The organism is Corynebacterium uropygiale (genome assembly GCF_021568315.1).
Classification (GTDB): Bacteria; Actinomycetota; Actinomycetes; order Mycobacteriales; family Mycobacteriaceae; genus Corynebacterium; species Corynebacterium uropygiale.
Genome location: NZ_JAKGSI010000003.1, coordinates 190,457 through 211,623 on the forward strand (window position 1 = coordinate 190,457; position 21,167 = coordinate 211,623).

Below are 21,167 nucleotides of genomic sequence, written 5' to 3' on the forward strand. Positions count from 1 at the left end.
GAAGATAGAAGAGAGCGCGCACGGTGGAGATATCGTGCGCGCTCTTTGTGTTCCCTGCCGCGGTGTCGTCGTGCCGCGGCAGGTGCGGAGTTAGTTGGCGTGGAGGTCAGCGTTGAGCTGAACGGCCTCGGCCTTCCAGGTCACGGCCTCAACAGCCCCGTTGAGGGAGTTGCGCCGGAGGAGAAGGCCATTGGCGCCGGAGATCTCCTTGGCCTTGATCGAGGCGCCGTCCTCGAGGTGGAAGGCGGCGGCTGCGTCCCCGCGGAGAACAACCTTGGTGCCTGCGGTGACGTAGAGCCCGGCTTCCACGACGCAGTCATCGCCGAGGGAAATGCCCACGCCGGCGTTGGCGCCGAGGAGGCAGCGCTTCCCGATGGAGATGACCTCCTTGCCGCCGCCAGAGAGGGTGCCCATGATGGAGGCACCGCCGCCGACGTCGGATCCGTCATCGACCACGACACCCGCGGAGATGCGTCCCTCCACCATGGAGTGCCCGAGCGTCCCGGCGTTGAAGTTGACGAAGCCCTCGTGCATGACCGTGGTGCCCTCGGCGAGGTGGGCCCCCAGGCGCACGCGGTCAGCATCGCCGATCCGCACGCCGGAGGGCGTGACGTAATCGACCATGCGGGGGAACTTGTCAATGGAGTATACGGTCACCGGGCCGCGGGCCTGCAGGCGGGCGCGGGTGAGGGCGAATCCCTCGACAGCGCACGGACCGTGGTTGGTCCACACGACGTTGCTCAGCTTCCCGAAGATGCCGTCCATGTTCGCGCCGTGCGGCTGGATGAGCCGCAGGGAGAGAAGGTGGAGGCGGAGGTAGGCGTCGTACGTATCGGCTGCCGGGGAGCTGAGATCCGCGATGCGGGTCTCGATCCCGACGCGCTCCACCTGGCGAGCCTCGTCGCGTCCGCAGAGGGGAGCGAGCTCCTCGGGGAGGCTGGTGGCGTCGACACGGGTGGTGCCGGCGTCGAGGGACTCCTCGGTGGTCTCGGCGCTGGGGAACCAGGCGTCGAGGACCGTGCCGTCGTCGGTGATGGTCGCTAGTCCAAGTGCTCGATACGCAGTCATGCGCCTGAGATTACCCGATCACTTCGAGCGGGCGGCACTGCGCTGGGTGGAGCGCCGGGAGAAGAAGGACAGCACGATGAGAACCACCACGATGACGCTGACGGAGGTGATCTCCGAGCGTGCTCCCTGGTCGAAGAGCATGAGGATCACCAGCCCGGCGAGCAGCACGAGGGCGAGGATCGGGAGCACCGGGTAGCCGGGCAGCCGGACCGTGGCGATCTCGTTGTTGCGCTCGAGTTCGGGGTGCAGCTTGAGGTAGCTCGTCGCGATGACAATCCAGATGACAAGGAGGCAGCCGCCCACGGCGTTGAGGAGGAAGTCCAGCAGGCCGGAGAGGTTCGCCCACTGGAGCCCCACGGAGACAAAGGCGAACACCATGGAGAGGATGACGGCGTTGATGGGAACGTCGTTCCTGTTGGTGACGGCGAAGATGCGCGGGGCATCGCCCTCCCGGGCGAGCGAGTGGCATAGCCGCGAGGTGGCGTAGATCTGCGCATTGAAGGCGGAGAGGAGAGCGAGCACGATGACCGCCTCCATGAAGCCCACGACGCCCGGAATGTTCGCCATCTTCAGCACGATGGTGAAGGGGGATTCGGCGGCGGAGTCGGCTCCGGAGATCGTGTCATAGGGCATGAGGAAGGTGATGACCAGCACCGCCCCGAGGTAGAACACGGCGATGCGCCAGATGACGGAGTGCACCGCGGTGCGGATGGCGACGGAGGGATTCTCCGACTCGGCCGCCGCGATGGTGACGATCTCAATTCCGCCGAAGGCGAAGGCCACCGCCAGCAGCCCGGCCGCAACACCCGAGATCCCGTGCGGCATGAAGCCCTGGGAGAGGAAGTTCGACGTCCCGACGAAGGTGCTCCCCGGCAGCAGGCCGAAGATGAGGAGCACACCGACGACGAGGAAGAGGAGAATAACCGCCACCTTGATGAAGGCGAACCAGAACTCGAACTCGCCGAAGCCACGCACCTGCGTGAAGTTCACCACGGCGAAGAAGATGACGCAGACGAGCGCCGGTATCCAGGGCGCCACGTCAAACCAGGCGCCCATGATGGCGGCAGCGCCGGTCATCTCCGCCCCGAGAACCATGATGAGCATGAACCAGTAGAGCCAGCCCAGGGTGAACCCGGCCCAGTGGCCGTGCGCCTGACGCGCATAGGTGGCAAAAGAGCCCGAGGCCGGCCGGGCGGCGGCGAGCTCACCGAGCATCTGCATGACGAGGACGACGATGATCCCCGCGATGAGGTAGGCCAACAGGACGGCCGGGCCCGCGGCGCGAATGCCCACCCCCGTGCCGAGGAAGAGGCCGGCGCCAATGGCTGAGCCCAGCCCCATCATGGTGAGATGGCGAGTTTTTAAGCCATTTCCCAGCTCACCTTTGTTGCTTTCTGTGTTCTCCATGAGGGATACATTACTGAAGACCCCGGACAACAGGTTCCGGATGCCCCGCCTCGGTGCGGAGGGTCCACCCGGAACGCCCCTCTAGCTCCGCCCCGCTCGTGAGGCAATCCCGGTCCGCATCGTAGACGACGGTGCTCTTCTCGAGGATGATCTTGGTCCCGATCTCACACCCATCACCGATGCTCATACCCAGAAGACCTGCGGAAACACCGAAGTGACAGTCCTTGCCGACGCTCAGCGGCCGCCGCGAACCATCCTCCTGACGCTCCGCCATGATGGAGGCGGAGAGTCCCACTTGGCACCCCTCCCCAAGGGTTACCCCCGACGACAGCCGGCCCTCGATTTTGCACGGCCCCAGCGAGCCCGAATCATGGGAGACAAAGCCCTCCCGCTGCACCGTCGTCCCCGGCGCGAGATGCGCCCCCAGGCGCACCCGCTCCGCCTCGGCGATGCGCACCTGGTTGGGCACCACATAGTCGACCATGCGGGGCAGCCGGTCGATCGCATAGACGTGGATGAGCCCCCGGGTGCGCAGCCGGGCACGCACGAGCTCAAAGTTCTGCGGGGTGGAGGGCCCCTTGTTCGTCCACACGACGTCGGAGAGCAGCCCAATCGCCCCGGTCATGGTGATGCTGCCCGGCTCGACGAGGCGGTGCGACATGAGGTGGAGGCGGAGGTAGACGTCGTGGGCGTCGACGGGAGGCTGCTGCAGATCAGCGATCCTCGTGCGCACCGCCACCTGTTCGACCATGCGGTCCTCATCGAGGGAGATGAGGGCGATCATCCGCGCGGAGAGCTCCCGCCCCCACAGCCGACGGGTGCCGGTGGCGGGCTGGCCATCGGGGGCGGGTTCCGTCGACGAGTCGATGAGTTGCGGTGCGGGGAACCAGGTGTCGAGGACGGTCCCATCCATCGCAATATTGGCTATACCAGTGGCTACTGCTCCGAGGGTGGTCACAAAGTGCCATTTTACGTGGGAATAATCATCACATTCAATGCGCCGTCTTGGGGCCGAGGATGGGGGTTGCCGTGGCTATCATCACTCCCTGGCCGCTGGCCGCCCCTCCGCGGGATCCCTTCAGTAGGGTGTGAAGAATGACGACACCGACGCACGCCCTGGACCTCACCATCGACCCCATCGCCCTGACGGAAGCCCTCGTCGACATCCCCAGTCCCTCATTCCATGAAGAGGAGATTGCCGACGCTATCGAGGCGGCCCTCCGTCGAATCCCGAATGTTGAGGTGCTGCGCTATCGGAACAATGTTGTCGCCCGCACGCAGCGGGGGCTGGGGGCACGGGTGGTGCTGGCCGGGCACATGGACACCGTCCCCATCGCGGATAACGTCCCCTCCCACCGCGCCCCGGACGCCGAGGGGCGAGACACCCTCTTCGGGTGCGGCAGCGTGGACATGAAGTCGGGTCTCGCGGTGTACCTTCACGCTTTCGCGGTGTGCGCCAATGATCCTCGCCTGCAGCGGGACCTCACCATGGTCGCCTATGAATCCGAGGAGGTGGCCGCCGAGTACAACGGTCTCGGACACCTGCAGAAGGCCCACCCCGAGTGGATTGAGGGCGAGGTGGCCCTCCTCGGCGAGCCCTCCGGCGCCATGATCGAGGCCGGTTGCCAGGGCTCGATCCGCCTGCGGATCCGCGCGGAGGGGGTGCGCGCCCACTCGGCCCGCTCCTGGATGGGTGTGAACGCCATGCATCGCCTCGCGCCGATCATCTCCCGGATCACGGCCTATGAGCCGCGCCGGGTGGAGATCGATGGCTGCGAGTACCGGGAGGGGCTGAATATCGTCCACGTGGAAAGTGGTGTCGCGACGAACACCATCCCCGACGACGCCTGGATGTTCGTCAACTTCCGCTTCGCCCCTGACCGCAGCCTCGCTGAAGCCATGGAGCACATGCTCGATGTTCTGGGCGTCGAGAAGGAAGAAGGGGTGAGCTACGAGGTCGACGATGAAAGCCCTGCGGCTTTGCCCGGTCTCAGCCGTCCTGCGGCTGCGGAGCTGGTCAAGGCCACGGGCGGGAACTTCCGCGCGAAGTATGGCTGGACGGATGTGGCCCGATTCTCCGAGATGGGAATCCCGGCCGTGAACTTCGGGCCGGGGGATCCCTCCTATGCTCACAAGAAGGACGAGCAATGTCCGGTATCGATGGTGAGCGATGTGGCCGACACGCTTCTGCGGTGGCTGCGAGGGGAGTAACGAGATGGTGGAAAGGCGCAAGAGAAGCCAACGAATGCTGCGGGGCCCCGTGCTCATGCGGCGCGGGGAGGAAAGCGACCGCCAGCGATCCACCTATGACCAGCGGCTTCTTGAGCTGGGCTCGGATCATGACTGGCTGCACGCCGATCCGTGGCGCATCCTGCGCATCCAGTCGGAGTTCGTCACGGGTTTCGACGCCCTGGCGAGCCTGCCCAAGGCCGTGGCGGTTTTCGGCTCTGCCCGGGTGAGCCGCGAGGACCCCTGGTACGCGACGGGCCGCGAGCTCGGCGAGGCCCTCGCCGCCCAGGACTATGCCGTCATCACGGGCGGCGGCCCAGGCCTCATGGAGGCCCCCAACCGTGGGGCGAGCGAGGCCGGTGGGCTGTCCATCGGCCTCGGCATCGAGCTTCCCTTCGAGCAGAAGCTCAACGACTGGGTCGACCTCGGCATGAACTTCCGCTATTTCTTCGCCCGCAAGACGATGTTCCTCAAGTACTCCGAGGCCTTCGTCTGCCTCCCGGGCGGATTCGGGACCCTCGACGAGTTCTTCGAGGTCCTCTGCATGGTCCAAACCGGCAAGGTCACCCACTATCCCATCGTGCTCATGGGAACGGAGTTTTGGTCGGGGCTGGTCGGATGGATCCGGGAGCGCCTCGTCGCCGAGGGCATGATTGACCCCGAGGACCCCGACCTCATCTACCTCACCGACTCCGTCTCCGACGCGGTGGAGCACATTGTGGAACGACGGAGGGCCGCTCGTGACTGAGCCCCAGTCCCTCTTTCATCCCGTCCCCGCGGTGATGGCGATCATCAATCGCACCCCGGACTCCTTCTACGACCGCGGCGCGACCTTCGAAATCGACGCCGCCGTCCAGCGCGCCGACGCCGTCATCGCGGACGGGGCCACGATCATTGATATCGGCGGGGTGAAGGCGGGGCCGGGGCCCGTCGTCGATGTGGAGGAGGAGATCGAGCGGGTGGTGCCGCTTATCGCGGCGGTGCATGACAAACACCCGGACGTGCTCATCTCTGTGGACACGTGGCGAGCGCCCGTGGCGGAGGCTGCCGTGCAGGCGGGCGCGGGCCTGGTCAATGACACGTGGGCGGGCTATGACCCGGAGCTTGTCGAGGTGGCCGGCCAGCTCTCCGTGGGCTACGTGTGCTCGCACACGGGTGGGGTGACGCCGCGCACGCGCCCGCACCGCGTGCACTTTGATGACGTGGTGGCTGATGTCATCGCGGAGACCACGCGGCAGGCAGAACACGCGGTGGCCTGCGGCTGCCCGGAAGAGCTCGTGCTCATCGACCCGACCCACGACTTCGGGAAGAACACCTTCCACGGGCTGGAGCTCCTGCGTCGCATTGATGAGATCGTGGCGACGGGCTGGCCCGTGCTCATGGCACTGTCGAATAAGGATTTCGTGGGGGAGACCCTGGACCGTGAGGTGGGGGAGAGGCTTGTCGGCACCCTGGCCGCGACGGCGTGGTCCGTGGCGCACGGGGTGGCGGCTTTCCGCTCGCACGAGGTCCGCGAGACCATGGACACCTTGCGGATGATTTGCGCCATCGAGGGGAGGATCCCCCCAGCGCACACGATTCGAGGCCTCGCATGAGCGCACCCGGCACCGTCAGCGTGGTGATTCCCGCCCTCAACGAGGAGGCCACCGTGGCCGACGTCGTGCGCGCCGTCGCCGCGGACGCCCCCACCGAGATCCTGGTCATCGACGCCGACTCGACGGACCACACCGCCGAACGCGCCCGCGAGGCCGGGGCGACGGTCCTCAACTGGCGTTCCATCCTCCCCGGCATCCCGCCCCGACCCGGCAAGGGGGAATCGCTCTGGCGCGGGGTGGCAGCCGCACGAGGGGAGGCCATTGTGTTTGTCGACGCCGACCTCGAGAACCCTCAGCCCGACATGGTGAGCCGCCTTGCCGCCCCTCTGGCGGACCCTTGCGTTCACCTGGTCAAGGCCTCCTACACCCGGATGTTTGAGGGGCAGCCCTCGGGCGGTGGACGGGTGACGGAGCTGTGCGCGAAACCCATCATGGCTCTTCTCTACCCGGAGCTTTCCCACATCCCCCAGCCGCTCGCGGGGGAGTACGCCGTGCGGCGCTCGGTGGCGCGGAGGGTGCCTTTCGTCGAGGGGTACGGGGTGGAAGCCGGTCTGCTCGTCGACGTGGCACGACGCTGGGGCCCGGGGGCAATCCGCAGCGTGGAGCTGGGCCCGAGGGCGCACCGGAACCGTCCGCTGGAGGAATTGTCCCCCATGGCGGAGATTGTTGCTGCTACCTTAATAGACCGACAGTCGGTTAGCGAACGACCTCCCCTGAGCGAGATCCAAGGAGACTCCCCATGCTGAGCTGGATAGCCATGTTCTTTGCTTTGGCCGTGTTCGGGGCTTTGTTTATCTGGCTGGTGTCCCTCGTCGTGGGCCGCGGCGAGCGCCAGGCCCCGAGCGAGGACGCCGTGCAACGGCACGACAATGCCCAGGCGGTGGCGGAAGGGCGGATCGATGATGTGCGTTTCGACGTCGTCCTCCGCGGCTATCACCCGGCTCAGGTCGAGGAGGTTATTGCTTCCCTTCAGCACCGCCTCGATGCATTAGAATCCGCGCATGCCATGCTCACGGAGGAAAAAAGAGACTAGGCTAGAAATGGTAACTTGATAATCTCAGTGAGGAGCCTGGTTCATATGGCAGCGATGAAACCCCGTACGGGCAGCGGTCCGATGGAGGCCGTCGTCGAAAACCGGAAGATCGTCATGCGGATTCCTTCCGATGGGGGTGGCCGTTTGGTCGTGGAACTCAGCCACGAGGAAGCTGCCGAACTTGGCGCCAAACTCACCGAAGCAGCCGAGAGCTAAAGCCCCGGCACAGTCGAGGGGGCGTGTGCACACCACCTCCACGAGTATGGGTAGCATAAGACCATTCCACGCAGAGAGGATGGGTGCCCGACGTGCTCCGTGAGATCATCGATATCCTGGCTGACCCGCAGGATGGTTCATCGCTACGCCTTAATTCCTCCTTATCGCATGTGGTCTCGATGACCGGCCACCGCTACGACGTCGATGCCTCCGGCTACGCCGATCTGACACTCCGCCCCGACTCCTCAGAGGGCGACGACCCCGCGATGATCGCCTCCCGGGAGGCCTTCCTCTCCGGCGGGCACTTCGCCCCCTTCGTCGAGGCCGTGACCGGCGCGGTGCACGACTCCCTCGATGATGCCGGTGTTCCCGACGACGCCTCGCCGCTCATCTGCGAGATCGGCGCTGGAACCGGCTACTATTTGGCCCACTCCCTGGACTCCGTGGCGGGGTCTCGGGGCCTGGGCATTGACGTGTCCTCGGCGGCTGCGAGTCACCTTGCGCGATGCCACCCGCGCGCTGCGGCCATCATGGCCGACGCCTGCGCGAGGCTCCCGCTCAAGGATGATTCCGTCGACGTCATGACCGTGGTCTTCGCACCCCGGAACGTCGCCGAGTTCGCCCGTGTTCTCAAGCCCGGGGGAGAGGTCGTTGTCCTCACCGCAGAGCCGGGGCACCTCAGTGAGCTCCGTGCCCCGCTGGGCATCCGCGATGTAGAAAGCGACAAGGTCGAGCAGCTCATCGCGCAATCCGAGGGACACCTGAGCGTTGTGGGCGAGCCCCGCTCGGTACGCTTCCCCATGAAGCTCGACCAGGAGGCGATCGCCGCCCAAATCGGGATGAGCCCCTCCGCCCAACACATTGACCCCGACGACCTTGCCGAGCGCATCGAGCTTCTGCCCGAGAGCCTCGTCGTCACCGCCAAGGCCGCAATCACCCGGCTGGGAGTAGCCCGCTGATGAATAACAATAAGACGCTGACAATCCTCCTTTCACTTCTTGGTGTTGCGGTGGCCATACTCGCCGTTGCAGTGGGGGTGTACTTCGGAGTCACCATGAGTGATTCCTCCTCTTCTCGCGAGGCGTCGGGAAGCCCTACTTCCTCGGTAAGCTCCGCTCAGCCGAGCCCTTCTGCTGCGGAGAGCTCGACGGAAACGACGAGTGAATCCTCGCCGACGCCGGAGGCACGAAACTGTACCGTCGATGCCCACGCCAGCGAGGTTCTGATGGCTATCCATGAAGCGAGCGAGAAATATCCCAACGAGTTTGGGTGGGAATATGAAGGGAACAGCAACTATTCGCCCTGTGCGACGCTGAGCTATGCCCAGCTCGACCAAAGGGATATCACGAATTCTCAATTTGCGACCCTCCTCCTGTTCTTCCATGATGGCGAATATCTGGGAGTGGACAGCACGTATCCGCAGCAGGTACAGAAAATCGAGGAAAATGGTGATGGCCTCGATGTGGTCTATCGCGATTGGGAGGCCTTGGAGAAGTCGGGTCAGAACAACATGGCTGCGCCTCTTTATAACAGTCATGTCCACTACTACTGGGACGGCGATTCAGTGCAATATGATGGCCGTATCCCGAACACTCACCTCGGCTCACGCTAAGGGCGACATATGGTGAAGCTGTGTGTGGATAGCGCCCGGAGAGGGTCCTAAAAACTATGAAGAATGCGAGCACGCTGAGAGTGCTACTCGTGATTCTCGCTGTGTCGGTAATCATCCTCGCAGCCGCTGTGGGAGTCTATGTGGGCGTGACTCTCCAGCACAAAGCCCATCCTAAGAACTGTGCGGTGGACCCCCAAGCGAGCGAAGTGCTTGCGGCTGTTGATGATGTGAATGCTCGCTATCCGCTTGAAGGCTATTCCCCAATAAGCTGGGAGTATAGGGGGGAAAGTAATTATTCTCCGTGTTCGGAGCTCAGCTACGCTATTGTTGGGCCGGCGGGTCACGCCTCTCCCGATTACTTTACTTACCTGATATTTTTCCACAAGGGAAAATATATTGGTGTAGACGATACTGAACACCAGCAGCAGGCTTATGAAGTCACTCCTGATGGGGAGGCGCTTGCTGTTCAATACATCGACTATGAGGAATTCCATCGCTCGGGTGAGGCAGCTGCGTATATTTCGCGCTTTACCACCCCCGTGCGCTTTTATTGGGATGGCGATAAAGTCGAGCGCCAAGGGCGGATGCCGAACCAATCGCTATCGCGCTAAAAATCCTGCTTCAGCCACATCTGTATGATGGCTCAAGCAGGATTGGGATTCTTTCTTAAGGCCTAGCCCAGTGCGCGGCGACTACCGCACCAGGCCCTCGTCCTCGTCGTCGCCCCAGACGTTCTCGTCTTCCGCCCAGAGGTCGTCGATGGAGAAGTCGGCGTCGTCGGTGTCGGGGAAGATGCCCGAGTAGCGCTCGCGGGACTGGCGCTCATAGGAGCGGAGGAGGGTGGCCTCGCCCTCGGTGTGCACGGAGAAGCCGGAGCATCCGCCGTCGATGTACACGCGGCTGCAGAGCGTCGCCACGCCGCCGTCGGCGAAGACCTCCACGGTGGAGCCATCGACGATGATCGTCAGTGCATCCGTATCGGCCTCGAGCAGGGGAGCCACGGCAACAGGATCCTCGCGGTGATGCGGGCTCAGCGAGCGATCAAGCTCCACCGCATCGCCGCGGTGCGTGACGCGGGCTGCGGGTGAGCCCTCGGCGTCGAGGATGTCCACGGTGATCGCGCCGCCGCTGCTCACCTCGCCAATTCCCGTCCACGCGTACGCCGCATCCGATTCAGCGACGGCATCGATGATCCCCGAGGTCGGTGTCTGGTAGAGAACGCCCTGCTGGAGCGTTGCGATGCGCGGCAAACTCAGGCAGTTGACCCAGCCCTCGGCATCCCAGGAGAGGTGCTTCTCCGGCTCATCGCGGCGCCCCGAGCCATTCATCAACCCCACGAGCACCGCCTGGTCATAGCGCTCGTGCTCGGCGAGGGTGCCCGGGGTGACATTGGTGTTCCGCGGGCGGGTGAAGTCATGGCCATAGTCCAGGCGGGTGAAAGGCGAGGTCACCTGGAACGTCGAGCCCTGGAGCTCGCCGACCAGGTAGCCGGCCATCTCGCGCTCGCCCTCCTCCACGGTGACCAGGAGGACGTCGCGGATTTCGTCGTCGACCTCGTCGTGAAGACGAATGATCCGCGGGCTCACAATCGGGCTGTCCTCGGGGAGCCCGGAGTCACCCTCAAAGCTGAGGGGGCCGACGACGCCCCAGTCCTGCCCATCCGGGGAGGAGAGGACGACCATCGTGGGGCTCTCGGCGGGGCCGGTAAGAGCGAGCATGAGCCAGCCCTCGTGGCCCCCGGAGCGGTCCTCTTCGGTCGCCCAGCCGTGGACCACGCAGGGGGAGCGGAAGTCGGTGAAGTCGGCCGTGTTCCCCAGGACTGTTCCCACGCGGTGGACGCCCGGGTCCAGGGTGGAGGCCTCCTCCTCGAGCTCGGCGATGCTGGCGTTGAGGTCATTGAGCCGCGCGAGCTGCACGGTGGTGCCCGTCTCCGTCACGGAGGTGAAGTACAGGCTTGCCCCGGCCCCCTGCGAGATCACTGATCCGGCGCGCACCTTGATCTCGCCGGCCCGCGGCGCGATGACGTCGTTGCAGATCTCCCAGTCAAAGGGGGTGTTCTCGGCCACCACGTGCGCCCACCGCGCGGGTGCCTCCGCCGTCTTCTGGAATTGGTGGAAGAGGTGCCAGGTCGATCCGTCGAGGAGTAGGCCTGCCGGGGCGTTGAGAACCCCGATCTCGGAGGTGAGATGCAATTCCGGGCGGTAGGGAGAGGTCATCAAGCCGAAGTCCTTTGCTGAGAATCTGCGGTGTTCACAGGGGAGTAGGGCACGTGGGTGCCAGGATAGTGACAACCTCCGAACAGTGCAGGAGACGCTGTTCGGAGGTGAAAATCATCACAGGAGGGAGCGGTAGACGTCCACGGTCTGTTGGGCGATCGTCTCCCAGGAGAATTTCTCCTTCGCTCGCGTGAGCCCAGCCTTGCCGAGTTTCTTGGCGAGCTCCTTATCGGTGACGATGGCGTTCACCGCACTGGCGAGGTCATGCTGGAAGGCCTCCTGGTTGCTCTCGTCCCAGTGGACCAGGGCGCCGGTGCTTCCGTCGACAACAACCTCAGGAATGCCGCCCACATCGGAGGCGACGACGGCAGTGGAGCACGCCATGGCCTCGAGGTTGACGATCCCGAGGGGCTCGTAGATGGAGGGGCAGACGAAGACGTCCGCGGCGCTGAGGATCTCCTGGATGCGCGGCTTCTCGAGCATCTCCTGAACCCAGAAGACGCCCTCGCGCTCCTCCTGGAGCTTCTGCACCAGGGCGCTGATGCGCTCGGCGATGGCCGGGGTGTCCGGCGCGCCCGCGCAGAGCACGAGCTGGACGCCCTCCTCGAAGTCGTGGGCCGCCTTGACCAGGTGCTCCACCCCCTTCTGGTGGGTGATGCGGCCGACGAAGGCGACGATGGGCCGGTCGGGGTCCACGCCCAACTCGCGGAGGACGGAGTTCTCGGCATCGTCGAAGGTCGGCCGCGGTTGCCACAGCTCGGTGTCGATGCCGTTGAGGACGACGTGGACCCGGTCCTCGTCGATCCGCGGATAGGCCTCGAGGATGGCCTCCTTCATCTTCGCGGAGACGGCGATGACCCCGTCCGCGTACTCCATGGCATTCTTCTCTGACCAGGAAGAAATGTCATAGCCCCCGCCGAGCTGCTCGCGCTTCCAGGGGCGGTGGGGTTCGAGGGAGTGTGCCGTCGCGACATGGGGAATGCCGTGGAGCCGGGCGGCGAGGTGGCCGCCGAGGCCGGCGTACCACGTGTGGGAGTGGACGACGTCGACGTTGGTTGCGGCCTCAGCCATGCGCAGGCCCGTCGACAGTGTCTTGATGGCGGGGTTGGCGTCCTTCAGGGCGGGGTCGACGCCGTGCACATACACCCCTTCGGCGTCCCGCGGTGTGCCCATGCAGTGGACGTCGACCTCAACGATCTCACGCATGAACCGCGTGAGCTCCGTGACATGCACCCCCGCTCCGCCGTAGACCTCTGGCGGGTACTCTCTGGTCATCATTCCGACTCTCATGCCACCGAGCCTAATCAGCTGAGGCAGGTCCTGCATGAGGCCACCAAACGTGGCGAAGGCGACTATTCCAGCGAGGAGTGAGGTTTTTTAATAAGTTGGTGGGTGTGAGGAGTCAACGCAACGTCCTAGCAATTGTTCTCGCCGGTGGCGAAGGGAAGCGGTTGTATCCACTCACCGCGGACCGCGCCAAGCCAGCCGTGCCTTTTGGCGGCACCTACCGACTCATTGACTTCGTTCTCTCGAACCTTGTCAATGCTGGTTTTCTCAAGATCGCCGTCCTGACTCAGTACAAGTCGCACTCGCTGGACCGGCACATTTCCCAAGCCTGGCAGCTCTCCGGCCCGATCAGCCAGTACATCGCGTCCGTCCCCGCTCAGCAGCGGCTCGGAAAGCGCTGGTTCACGGGGTCCGCCGACGCCATCCTGCAGTCGATGAACCTCATCGATGATGAGAAGCCGGAGTTCGTCATCGTCTTCGGCGCCGATCACGTCTACCGCATGGATCCCGGCCAGATGCTCGAGGAGCACATCAAGTCCGGCAAGTCCTGCTCCGTGGCCGGCATCCGCGTGCCCCGGGAGGAGGCCACCGCCTTCGGCTGCATCCAGTGCACCGAGGACGGCACGATCACCGAGTTCCTCGAGAAGCCCGCCGATCCGCCCGGCACCCCGGACGACCCGTCGATGACCTACGCCTCCATGGGGAACTACATCTTCACCACGGAAGCCCTCATCGAGGCCCTGCGTGCCGATGAAGACAACGAGGATTCCAAGCACGACATGGGCGGGGACATCATCCCGGCCTTCGTCGCCCGCAACGACGCCCACGTCTACGACTTCACGCAGAATGACGTCCCCGGCTCCACCAAGCGCGACCACGCCTACTGGCGTGACGTCGGGACCATCGACGCCTTCTACGAGGCGCACATGGATCTCATCAGCGTCCACCCGGTCTTCAACCTCTACAACGACCGCTGGCCCATCCACTCGACGGACACGATGAACCTGCCCCCGGCCAAGTTCGTCCAGGGCGGCATCGCGCAGTCCTCGATGGTGGCGACCGGCTGCATCATCTCCGGCGGGACCGTGCGCAACTCGGTCCTCTCCTCCGATGTGCACGTCGCGGAGGGCGCGACGGTGGAGGGCTCGGTCATCATGCCGGGCGTGAGGATCGGCAAGGGCGCGGTGGTGCGCCACGCCATCGTCGACAAGAACGTGGTGATTGGCCCCGAGGAGATCATCGGCGTGGATCGGCAGCGTGATGAAGAGCGCTTCGTGGTCTCTGATGGCGGCGTCGTCGTGATCGGAAAGAACGAAGTGGTCAAGACCCACGAAAGCTAAGGAAGCCCCCGACTACGACCTTCCTCCGGAGGGGGAGCACCCTGGCGGTGCTCCCCCTCATCCTGTACGGCGCTAACGCAGCTTCGTGATGAGCATGAGCCCCGCCCCGAGCGGCAGGCGGGTGACGAGGGCGTCCTCATTCTCCTGCACCTGCTCCCAGAGCTGGCGTGCGGCCTGGGTGGAGCGGTCGCGGCGGGAGTCATCGGCCAGGGTGCCGTCGAGAAGAGCATCCATGAGGACGAGGACCCCGCGCGGGGAGAGGAGATGCCAGGCGGAGGCGTAGACGGCGGGGAGATCATCGGCGGCGACGTCGGCAACGATGAGGTGATAGCTGCCGGCAGCGAGGCGCTTCATGACGTCGAGCGGGCGGGCGGTGAGGAAGCGCGCTCGGTTGGCGGGGTAGCCGGCGGCGGAGAGGGCCTCGCGGGCCATGGTGTGGTGCTCGACCTCCGGGTCAATGCACGTGAGCGTTTCCTTCTCTGGGAGGCCGCGGAGGATGGTGAGAGCGATGGGCCCCAAGGCCGGGGTGATGGCGATCGCCCCGCCGCCGCGCTCCGCAGCGGGGGAGGCGCCGAGGGCCGCCACGGTGCCGAGCAGCTGGCCGGTGGGGGCATCGGGGGTAGCAAGCCCGTATTCCTCCGCACCGTGCAAGGCTTCAGCGAGGGCGGGATCATCCGGGGTTGACGACGCAATGTACGCGCTCAGGGCATCAAAAACAGTATCACTCACAGTGCCTAGTGTACGGCCCGCGGGCGCGAGGACCAGATTGCCAGCAACTTCTCAGGAGTAGCGGTAGAAAAGTCACGGGGTGGCAGTGCACAATAACAACCATGGCTGACAGCACACCTCCCGCGGAGTTCACCGATCATGGCCCGGTGGGGCCGGACTCGACGGCTCGGGGGACGGCAGCCTTTGATGCTGGGGAGGGGGACATGCCCAGCTGGGCAGAGCTTGTGGAGGAGCACGCGGAGAGCGTGTATCGGCTCGCCTATCGCCTGTCGGGGAATCCCCACGACGCGGAGGACCTCACCCAAGAAACCTTCATGAGGGTGTTCCGCTCCCTCCAGAAGTACCGGCCGGGTGCCTTCAAGGCCTGGATTCACCGCATCACGACGAACCTGTTCCTCGACATGGTGCGCCACCGCAACAAGATCCGCATGGAGGCCCTGCCCGAGGACAATGAGCGCATCCCCGGCCGGAGCGCCACGCCAGAGCAGGTATATGACGCGACGAACCTCGATCCCACGCTCCAGGATGCCCTGGACCAGCTGGCCCCCGATTTCCGCGCCGCGGTGGTGCTCTGCGACGTCATGGGCTACTCCTACGATGAGATCGCGTCGACGCTCGGTGTGAAGCTGGGAACGGTGCGCTCCCGCATCCACCGGGGACGGAGCCAAATCCGCTCCTACCTGGAGTCTCAGGCAGCGGTGGACAGTGACGTCCGCCGTCTTCTCCCCACGAGCTAGCTCACCTCGGGTATCCTTGGGCCCGTATTTTTGGCGTACTCACCGGGGAAGGTGGTGATGGTGATGGTGCACTCGCAGCACAGGCAGAGGGAATTCGCGTCAGTGGAGCATTTGGGCCCGGAGGCCATTGCCGCGTATGTCGACGGCGAAATGGGCCCGACCGCCCGGCGCCGCGCCCATCACCATCTGTGCGAATGCGAGGAGTGCCGCAATGAAGTGGATCGGCACCGCATGACCGCGGCGCGGGTTCGCTCCTGCAGGGGCGACGACGTCCCGATGCCGGAGGACCTCCTCGCCCGCCTCCAGGGCATTGCTGTTGATTGCCACCCGGGGCCGGAAGCTGAGGACACCCCGCATTGCAAGCCGGGGTGGCGCGAGCGCATCGATCAGGCGCTGCACGGAGATGTGTCCTGGCTGAGCCGCGACCCTCAACGAGTCAGCGGGATGAGAGGCCATTAGGGTAGAACCGTGTTCGGAATCGGCTGGCCGGAAATCATCTGCATCCTGCTGCTGGGTCTCATCATCATTGGGCCCGAGCGGCTGCCTGGAGTCATCAAGGACGTCCAGGCGGCGCTCTATGCGGCGCGCAAGGCCATCAACAACGCCAAGGCAGAACTCAATGGTGAGTTCAGCGACCTCGGGGCGGACTTAGAGGAATTTCGCCAGCCGCTCAGCCAGATTGCCCGTATCCAGCGGATGGGGCCCAAGGCGGCCATCACCCGCGCCCTCTTCGATGATGATGAGGACTTCCTCGACTCCTTTGACCCCAGAAAGATCATGAAGGGGGACACAGCGGGCGAGGCCTACCGGAGGCAGGCCCACCAGCAGGATCTCCGAGGGCAGGAGCCCCGGCCGCAGCGGGATAGGGAGACCCCGCCCACGCAGCGGCACGACGGGCCTGGGCCGGCAGCCCCCTCGGGAGGATTCTCCTGGGATGATGTGACCTAGCTGGGCGTCGTCGAGAACACTGAGCTCCCCACAGTGCAGATCAACGCGCTGCGGGGAGCGTTGTTAGCGCTGCACCCCGAGGTTAAGGGAACGACCGACGAGGGAGTCCTCGCTGCTGCGGATGCGGAGGGAATCGGCGATCGCGGTGAAGGCCTTGCCGGAGGGGGACTCGGGCTCGGAGATGGCGACGGGAGTGCCGTGATCGCCGTGGATGCGCAGTGCTGGGTCCAGGGGGATGCTGCCCAGGAGTGGGGTCTCGGCGCCGGTGATCTGGGTGAGGCGCGTGGCCACGGTCTCGCCGCCGCCGGAGCCGAAGATGTCCATTGTGCTGCCATCGGGCATGACCATGGCGCCCATGTTCTCGATGACGCCGGCAATCCGCTGGCGGGTCTGCTGCGCGATGCTGCCCGCACGCTCGGCGACCTCGGCGGCCGCGGCCTGAGGCGTAGTGACGATGATGAGCTCCGCGTTGGGGATGAGCTGCGCCACGGAGATGGCGACGTCGCCGGTGCCGGGAGGCAGGTCGAGGAGGAGGACGTCCAGGTCACCCCAGAACACATCGACGAGGAACTGCTGGATCGCCCGGTGAAGCATGGGGCCACGCCAGACGACCGGGGCATTGCCCTCAATGAAATGCCCGATGGAGATCATCTTCACGCCGTGCGCGATGGGCGGCATGATCATGTCATCCACCTGGGTGGGGCGATCCTCCGAGCCCATCATGTGCGGGATGGAGTGGCCATAAATATCGGCGTCAATGATCCCGACGCGCAAACCCTTCTGCGCGAGAGCGGTCGCGAGGTTCACCGTCACGGAGGACTTGCCCACGCCGCCCTTGCCCGATGCGATGGCAAAGACGCGGGTGGTGCTCGAGGGCTCGGCGAAGGGGATGGTGGGCTCGGCCTGCCCGCCGCGGAGGTGATTGCGCAGCTCGCGGCGCTGCTCGTCGCTCATGACGTCCATCGTCACGGTGACGTTTCGCACGCCGTCGAGCTCCTCGACGGCAGCGCGGGCATTCTGCTGCAGCGTGTTCTTGAGGGGGCAGCCGGCGATGGTGAGGTAGAGCTCGACGTCGACGTCAGCGCCGTTCACCGAGACGGATTTCACCATCCCTAATTCGGTGATGGGGCGGCCAATCTCCGGGTCGACAACCCGGGAGAGTGCTTCTCTGACTTGGGATTCGCTCAGTGTAGACATCGTTTCTTATTCTAGCGAGGCTCGTCCTCGATGAGGTCACCTTGGGTGGGCTCGCTGAGGTGCTCGTGGGTTTCCTGCTGATCGGCGGAGACGTCGTCGAGGCGTGCCTCGATGCGGTCGAGGACGCTGTGGAGATCCTCCAGCTCGTGGCGGAGATAATCGCGAGAGACCATGTCTCCAATCGCGAGGCGCACGCCGGCGAGCTCCCGGGCGAGGAACTCCGTGTCCGCCTTCGTCTGCTCCGCCCGGTGGCGGTCCTGCTGGATGGCCAACTTGTCCCGATCCTCCTGACGGTTTTGGGCGAGGAGGATAAGCGGCGCCGCGTAGGCCGCCTGAGTCGAGAACGCGAGGTTGAGCAGGATGAACGGGAAGCGATCCCAGTTCCACCAGAACCCGCCCACGTTGAGCGCGATCCACGCGACGACGATCACCGTCTGCCACATGAGGTAGCGGCCGGTGCCGAAGAACCGGGCGACGTTCTCCGCCGCCTCGCCGACGACGTTGTCATCAATGGTGAAGAGCCGGCGCCGCGTGGTGGCGACGGGGGTATCCAGTTCGTGCGACTGTGCCATGAGGGGCCCTTCCTAGGAGGTCGTCGGGGTAGTCGGGGTGGTGGTGGGGTTGAGGCGCCAATCGTCCTCGCGCCAGTCCTCGGGGAGGAGGTGGTCGAGGAGGTCATCGACGGCGACCGCGCCGAGGAGATGCCGGTCCTCGTCGACGACCGGCCCGCATACGAGGTTGTACGTCGCGAAGTAGCGGGCCGCGGTCTCCTGGGTGTCCGTGGCGTAGAGCGGTGGGAGATCCGGGTCGAGAACCCCGGCCACCAGCGAGGCCGGCGGCTCGCGGAGCAGCCGCTGAAGGTGGACGCAGCCGAGGTAGCGGCCGGTCGGGGTGGCCGTCGGCGGACGCACCACGAACACCATGGAGGACAGCGAGGTGGGCAGGTCGGGATCGCGGGCGAGGGCAAGGGCCTCAGCGACCGTGGTCTGCGGAGTGAGAATGAGCGGCTCCGGGGTCATGAGGGCGCCCACGGTGTCGGGGGAGAAGCTCATGAGGCGCCGGACGGGGGCGGACTCCTCCGGGTCCATGAGGCCGAGGAGCACCTCGGCCCGGGTGGCGGGGAGCTCGCCGAGGAGGTCGGCGGCATCGTCCGGGTCCATCTCCTCGAGGACGTCGGCGGCGCGCTCAATACCGAGGGACTCGAGGACCTCCGTCTGCTCATCCTCGGGGAGCTCCTGGAGGACGTCGGCGAGGCGCTCATCGTTGAGCTCTCGCGCAATCTGCTCCCGCGTGCGGCGGGGCAGGTCAGCGAGGATGTTCGCGACGTCGGCAGGGCGGAGGTCATCGAATCCGGCGATCATCTCGACGGTCGCCGCGGAGGCCTCGCTGAAGTCCGGCGCGATGCCATGGACGAATCGGAACGGCACCGTGGAGAGCGAGGGCGTGCGGCCGAAGCTCGGGCGGGTGGTGAACACGGCAACGCGGCTGATGACCCAGTCACGGGTACGGGTGCGCTCGAGTTCGACGTCGGCGATTTCGAGGGGGCGATCGTGGAGCTCGGGGGAGTCGGGGTCGTCGGTATGGATCTTCGTCCCGATGATGTCCCCGAGGATCGTGGCCTCCCCGGCGCGGGGCACAAAAGTGCGCAGGGAGACAGAGCCGGTGGTGAGGGTGATGTCGCCGGGCTCGATGCTGGCGATCCGCAGCATCGGGAGGAAGATCCTTCGCTTGGTATTGAGCTCGACGACGAGCCCGAGCGCCCGAGACGTGTGGCCCTGGGGGCGAAGGCCGGTCACCACATCGCGGACCCGGCCAAGAGCTTCCCCGTCAGGCGTGTGGACTTCCATGCCTCGGAGCCGGCCGGCGTACACGCGATCAATGAGACTCATATCTCCACCCTTACACTCAAATTCCTGGACAACGCACTGAAAGGGACCTGAGTCCAGAACCGGAATCCGGCCCCGATTCTTCCCGGTGCGGGTGTGCACCTGCCCGCTGGCGAAGGCGCTTCATATTCTTTTTATCACCAGAGATAGTGTCGAAGAATGTGCGGCCTGGTGGGGGCTTGTGAGTGTGAACCGTGGAACACCGAGGAACGATGAGGAGCCCCGGGGCGTTCATAATAGAGTGGCAGTATCGCACCCGGACGCGCAGAGGAGACGATTCACCATGGTTCACCAGGATCCCCAGCGGCGCGCCAGCGCTTCCCTTCGCGAGCGCCGGCGCCCGACCGGATGGCCTGTGGGGAGCTTCAGCACCTATGAGCAGGCCCAGGCTGCAGTGGATATGCTCTCGGACCGCGAGTTCCCGGTCGCGGAGCTCACCATTGTCGGCGTGGACCTCATCGAGGTGGAGAACGTCACCGGCCGCCTCACCTGGGGCAAGGTGCTGGCCAGCGGCGCCGGTTCGGGCGCCTGGCTGGGCGTTTTCTTTGGCCTGCTCATGGGAATCTTCGGTCAGGGGTGGCTCATGCCGCTCATCACCGGGATCATCATGGGCGTCATCTTCGGGATGATCATGGTCGCGGTTCCCTATGCGGCGACGCGCGGGCGCCGGGACTTCACCTCCTCCTCGACGATCGTGGCCGGCCGCTACGACGTCATCTGCACGCCCTCCCTCGCCCGCCAGGCCCGGGACATGATTGCGGAGAGCGGGATCGCCGGGCAGCCCGCCCCGGACACCCGGGCGCCTCGGCCCGCGGAGAACGACGGGGAGGATGCATGAGGCTGACGTCGTCGCGAACTCTGGGGGCTCTCAGCGTGGTGGGGGCCCTCGCGCTGGGGGGCTGTGCCTCCGCTGAACCGGGGCCCGAAGCCCAGGAGAAGCCGAACCAGGCGCTGGTGGTCGGTGTGAGCGTGAACTCGATGGAGCAGATGGTGCTGGGCGAGCTCCTCCAGCAGGCGCTCAACGCCGAGGGCGTGCCCGCCACGATGCAGGTGGACACGAACGGGGGCAGCTCGCCGCTGGAGCTCCTGCGGAATGGGCACGCGGACATAGCGGTGGGGTGCACCGGCACTCTGCTGGAGCAGATGGATGCCTCGGCGGCGAAGTCCCTGACGGCCAAGCAAGAGCAGGCCGAGGGGGCCCAGGAGGGGCAGGACTTCCAGGACACGGTGTATAAGACCCTCGTCGCGACGATGCCGGGATCCTATGACATGACGGATCCCTCGACCGCGCAGGGGTGCATGAACACCGCGCAGGGGAAGCTGCCGCAGAACATCGTCCCGGTGTATCGCAAGGAGGCCGTGAGCCGCTACGCCTACGAGGCCCTCAACACGGTGAACCGCACTCTCACGACGAAAGACCTCGAGGAAATCATGCAGGAAGCCAAAGACAACGCCTCCATCTCTGAGGCGGTGAGCCACTTCCTCGCGACGCACAGCCTGGGCGGCGGAGGCGGCGCCGAGGGCCAGATCAAGACGCAGGACGAGAAGACGGACATCTAGCGCGCCGGGTAGCGAGTGGGCATCGTGCCCCTTCGCGCGTGGTGTGCTCACGATAGGGGACGCCCCCTCTCACCGTGTGGTGGGAGGGGCCGTTCTCTGTGCGCGCC

General features: G+C 65.4%; 24 protein-coding genes. 15 read left to right on the top strand and 9 right to left on the bottom strand.

All coding sequences use genetic code 11. From position 1 onward, the window contains the following. Positions 1–90 precede the first annotated feature (90 nt). From dapD to L1O03_RS06825, 3 genes are read right to left on the bottom strand one after another with little or no spacing between them, the layout of a single operon-like run. On the bottom strand, positions 91–1,068 hold the full coding sequence (gene dapD, locus L1O03_RS06815; protein WP_236118714.1) for a 2,3,4,5-tetrahydropyridine-2,6-dicarboxylate N-succinyltransferase: 978 nt from the start codon (positions 1,066–1,068) through the stop codon (positions 91–93). 18 nt (positions 1,069–1,086) lie between these two features. Continuing rightward, positions 1,087–2,475 (bottom strand): amino acid permease, encoded by a 1,389-nt coding sequence (locus tag L1O03_RS06820; protein WP_236118715.1) that lies wholly within the window; start codon positions 2,473–2,475, stop codon positions 1,087–1,089. A 10-nt stretch (positions 2,476–2,485) separates the two neighbouring features. Next, positions 2,486–3,433: a DapH/DapD/GlmU-related protein gene (locus L1O03_RS06825; protein WP_236118717.1), complete on the bottom strand. Its 948-nt coding sequence runs from the start codon at positions 3,431–3,433 to the stop codon at positions 2,486–2,488. Positions 3,434–3,570: 137 nt separating this feature from the next. On the opposite strand from L1O03_RS06825, the gene dapE reads away from it, so the two are divergent. From dapE to L1O03_RS06870, 9 genes are all read left to right on the top strand, one after another. After that, the gene (gene dapE, locus L1O03_RS06830; protein ID WP_236118720.1) at positions 3,571–4,686 is read left to right on the top strand and encodes a succinyl-diaminopimelate desuccinylase; all 1,116 of its coding nucleotides are present in this window, start codon (positions 3,571–3,573) and stop codon (positions 4,684–4,686) included. Positions 4,687–4,690: 4 nt separating this feature from the next. Then, on the top strand, positions 4,691–5,452 hold the full coding sequence (locus L1O03_RS06835) for an LOG family protein (protein WP_420830312.1): 762 nt from the start codon (positions 4,691–4,693) through the stop codon (positions 5,450–5,452). A gap of 34 nt (positions 5,453–5,486) precedes the next feature. After that, entirely contained in the window at positions 5,487–6,299 is an 813-nt protein-coding gene (gene folP / locus L1O03_RS06840; protein WP_236119202.1) for a dihydropteroate synthase, read from the top strand. After that, a complete protein-coding gene (locus tag L1O03_RS06845; protein ID WP_236118724.1) occupies positions 6,296–7,045 on the top strand; it encodes a glucosyl-3-phosphoglycerate synthase in 750 nt (249 codons plus the stop codon). Before folP ends, L1O03_RS06845 begins: the two co-directional genes overlap by 4 nt. Further along, the gene (locus L1O03_RS06850) at positions 7,039–7,332 is read left to right on the top strand and encodes a DivIVA domain-containing protein (protein WP_236118725.1); all 294 of its coding nucleotides are present in this window, start codon (positions 7,039–7,041) and stop codon (positions 7,330–7,332) included. The genes L1O03_RS06845 and L1O03_RS06850 overlap by 7 nt, the downstream gene beginning before the upstream one ends. Positions 7,333–7,377: 45 nt before the next feature. Then, positions 7,378–7,548, top strand: a complete 171-nt coding sequence (locus L1O03_RS06855; protein WP_236118727.1) for a DUF3117 domain-containing protein — start codon at positions 7,378–7,380, stop codon at positions 7,546–7,548. 92 nt (positions 7,549–7,640) lie between these two features. Beyond that, positions 7,641–8,507, top strand: coding sequence for a methyltransferase domain-containing protein (locus L1O03_RS06860; RefSeq protein ID WP_236119203.1), 867 nt, complete (start codon positions 7,641–7,643; stop codon positions 8,505–8,507). Further along, complete coding sequence (locus L1O03_RS06865) at positions 8,507–9,160, top strand: LppP/LprE family lipoprotein (protein ID WP_236118728.1); 654 nt, start codon at positions 8,507–8,509, stop codon at positions 9,158–9,160. The genes L1O03_RS06860 and L1O03_RS06865 overlap by 1 nt, the downstream gene beginning before the upstream one ends. Positions 9,161–9,216: 56 nt before the next feature. Next, complete coding sequence (locus tag L1O03_RS06870) at positions 9,217–9,771, top strand: LppP/LprE family lipoprotein (protein WP_236118729.1); 555 nt, start codon at positions 9,217–9,219, stop codon at positions 9,769–9,771. Between the two features lie 81 nt (positions 9,772–9,852). On the opposite strand, the gene L1O03_RS06875 is transcribed toward L1O03_RS06870, so the two are convergent. Together L1O03_RS06875 and glgA are read right to left on the bottom strand one after the other, a co-directional pair. Continuing rightward, positions 9,853–11,376, bottom strand: a complete 1,524-nt coding sequence (locus L1O03_RS06875) for a GH32 C-terminal domain-containing protein (RefSeq protein ID WP_236118731.1) — start codon at positions 11,374–11,376, stop codon at positions 9,853–9,855. Between the two features lie 117 nt (positions 11,377–11,493). Continuing rightward, positions 11,494–12,732 (bottom strand): glycogen synthase, encoded by a 1,239-nt coding sequence (gene glgA, locus L1O03_RS06880; RefSeq protein ID WP_338026140.1) that lies wholly within the window; start codon positions 12,730–12,732, stop codon positions 11,494–11,496. A gap of 38 nt (positions 12,733–12,770) precedes the next feature. On the opposite strand from glgA, the gene glgC reads away from it, so the two are divergent. Further along, the gene (gene glgC, locus L1O03_RS06885; RefSeq protein ID WP_236118737.1) at positions 12,771–14,003 is read left to right on the top strand and encodes a glucose-1-phosphate adenylyltransferase; all 1,233 of its coding nucleotides are present in this window, start codon (positions 12,771–12,773) and stop codon (positions 14,001–14,003) included. A 72-nt stretch (positions 14,004–14,075) separates the two neighbouring features. On the opposite strand, the gene L1O03_RS06890 is transcribed toward glgC, so the two are convergent. After that, complete coding sequence (locus L1O03_RS06890; RefSeq protein ID WP_236118738.1) at positions 14,076–14,732, bottom strand: O-methyltransferase; 657 nt, start codon at positions 14,730–14,732, stop codon at positions 14,076–14,078. Between the two features lie 101 nt (positions 14,733–14,833). On the opposite strand from L1O03_RS06890, the gene sigE reads away from it, so the two are divergent. From sigE to L1O03_RS06905, 3 genes are all read left to right on the top strand, one after another. Beyond that, positions 14,834–15,469 carry an RNA polymerase sigma factor SigE gene (sigE, locus tag L1O03_RS06895; protein WP_236118739.1) on the top strand — a complete coding sequence of 212 codons (636 nt, stop codon included), beginning with the start codon at positions 14,834–14,836 and terminating at the stop codon, positions 15,467–15,469. Between the two features lie 102 nt (positions 15,470–15,571). Beyond that, a complete protein-coding gene (locus L1O03_RS11560) occupies positions 15,572–15,928 on the top strand; it encodes an anti-sigma factor family protein (protein WP_338026136.1) in 357 nt (118 codons plus the stop codon). 9 nt (positions 15,929–15,937) lie between these two features. Further along, positions 15,938–16,417 (top strand): twin-arginine translocase TatA/TatE family subunit, encoded by a 480-nt coding sequence (locus tag L1O03_RS06905; protein WP_236118740.1) that lies wholly within the window; start codon positions 15,938–15,940, stop codon positions 16,415–16,417. A gap of 63 nt (positions 16,418–16,480) precedes the next feature. Here L1O03_RS06905 and L1O03_RS06910 read toward each other — a convergent pair whose 3' ends face one another. Genes L1O03_RS06910 through L1O03_RS06920 form a run of 3 tightly spaced genes read right to left on the bottom strand, consistent with a single transcriptional unit; the run spans position 16,481 to position 19,503 of the window. Next, the gene (locus tag L1O03_RS06910) at positions 16,481–17,614 is read right to left on the bottom strand and encodes an Mrp/NBP35 family ATP-binding protein (RefSeq protein WP_236118741.1); all 1,134 of its coding nucleotides are present in this window, start codon (positions 17,612–17,614) and stop codon (positions 16,481–16,483) included. An 11-nt stretch (positions 17,615–17,625) separates the two neighbouring features. Beyond that, on the bottom strand, positions 17,626–18,186 hold the full coding sequence (locus L1O03_RS06915; RefSeq protein WP_236118742.1) for a DUF1003 domain-containing protein: 561 nt from the start codon (positions 18,184–18,186) through the stop codon (positions 17,626–17,628). 12 nt (positions 18,187–18,198) lie between these two features. Continuing rightward, positions 18,199–19,503 carry a magnesium transporter MgtE N-terminal domain-containing protein gene (locus L1O03_RS06920; RefSeq protein WP_236118743.1) on the bottom strand — a complete coding sequence of 435 codons (1,305 nt, stop codon included), beginning with the start codon at positions 19,501–19,503 and terminating at the stop codon, positions 18,199–18,201. A gap of 280 nt (positions 19,504–19,783) precedes the next feature. On the opposite strand from L1O03_RS06920, the gene L1O03_RS06925 reads away from it, so the two are divergent. Together L1O03_RS06925 and L1O03_RS06930 are read left to right on the top strand one after the other, a co-directional pair. Beyond that, the gene (locus L1O03_RS06925) at positions 19,784–20,338 is read left to right on the top strand and encodes a YflT domain-containing protein (protein ID WP_236118744.1); all 555 of its coding nucleotides are present in this window, start codon (positions 19,784–19,786) and stop codon (positions 20,336–20,338) included. Continuing rightward, positions 20,335–21,060, top strand: coding sequence for a glycine betaine ABC transporter substrate-binding protein (locus L1O03_RS06930; protein WP_236118745.1), 726 nt, complete (start codon positions 20,335–20,337; stop codon positions 21,058–21,060). The genes L1O03_RS06925 and L1O03_RS06930 overlap by 4 nt, the downstream gene beginning before the upstream one ends. Positions 21,061–21,167 lie beyond the last annotated feature (107 nt).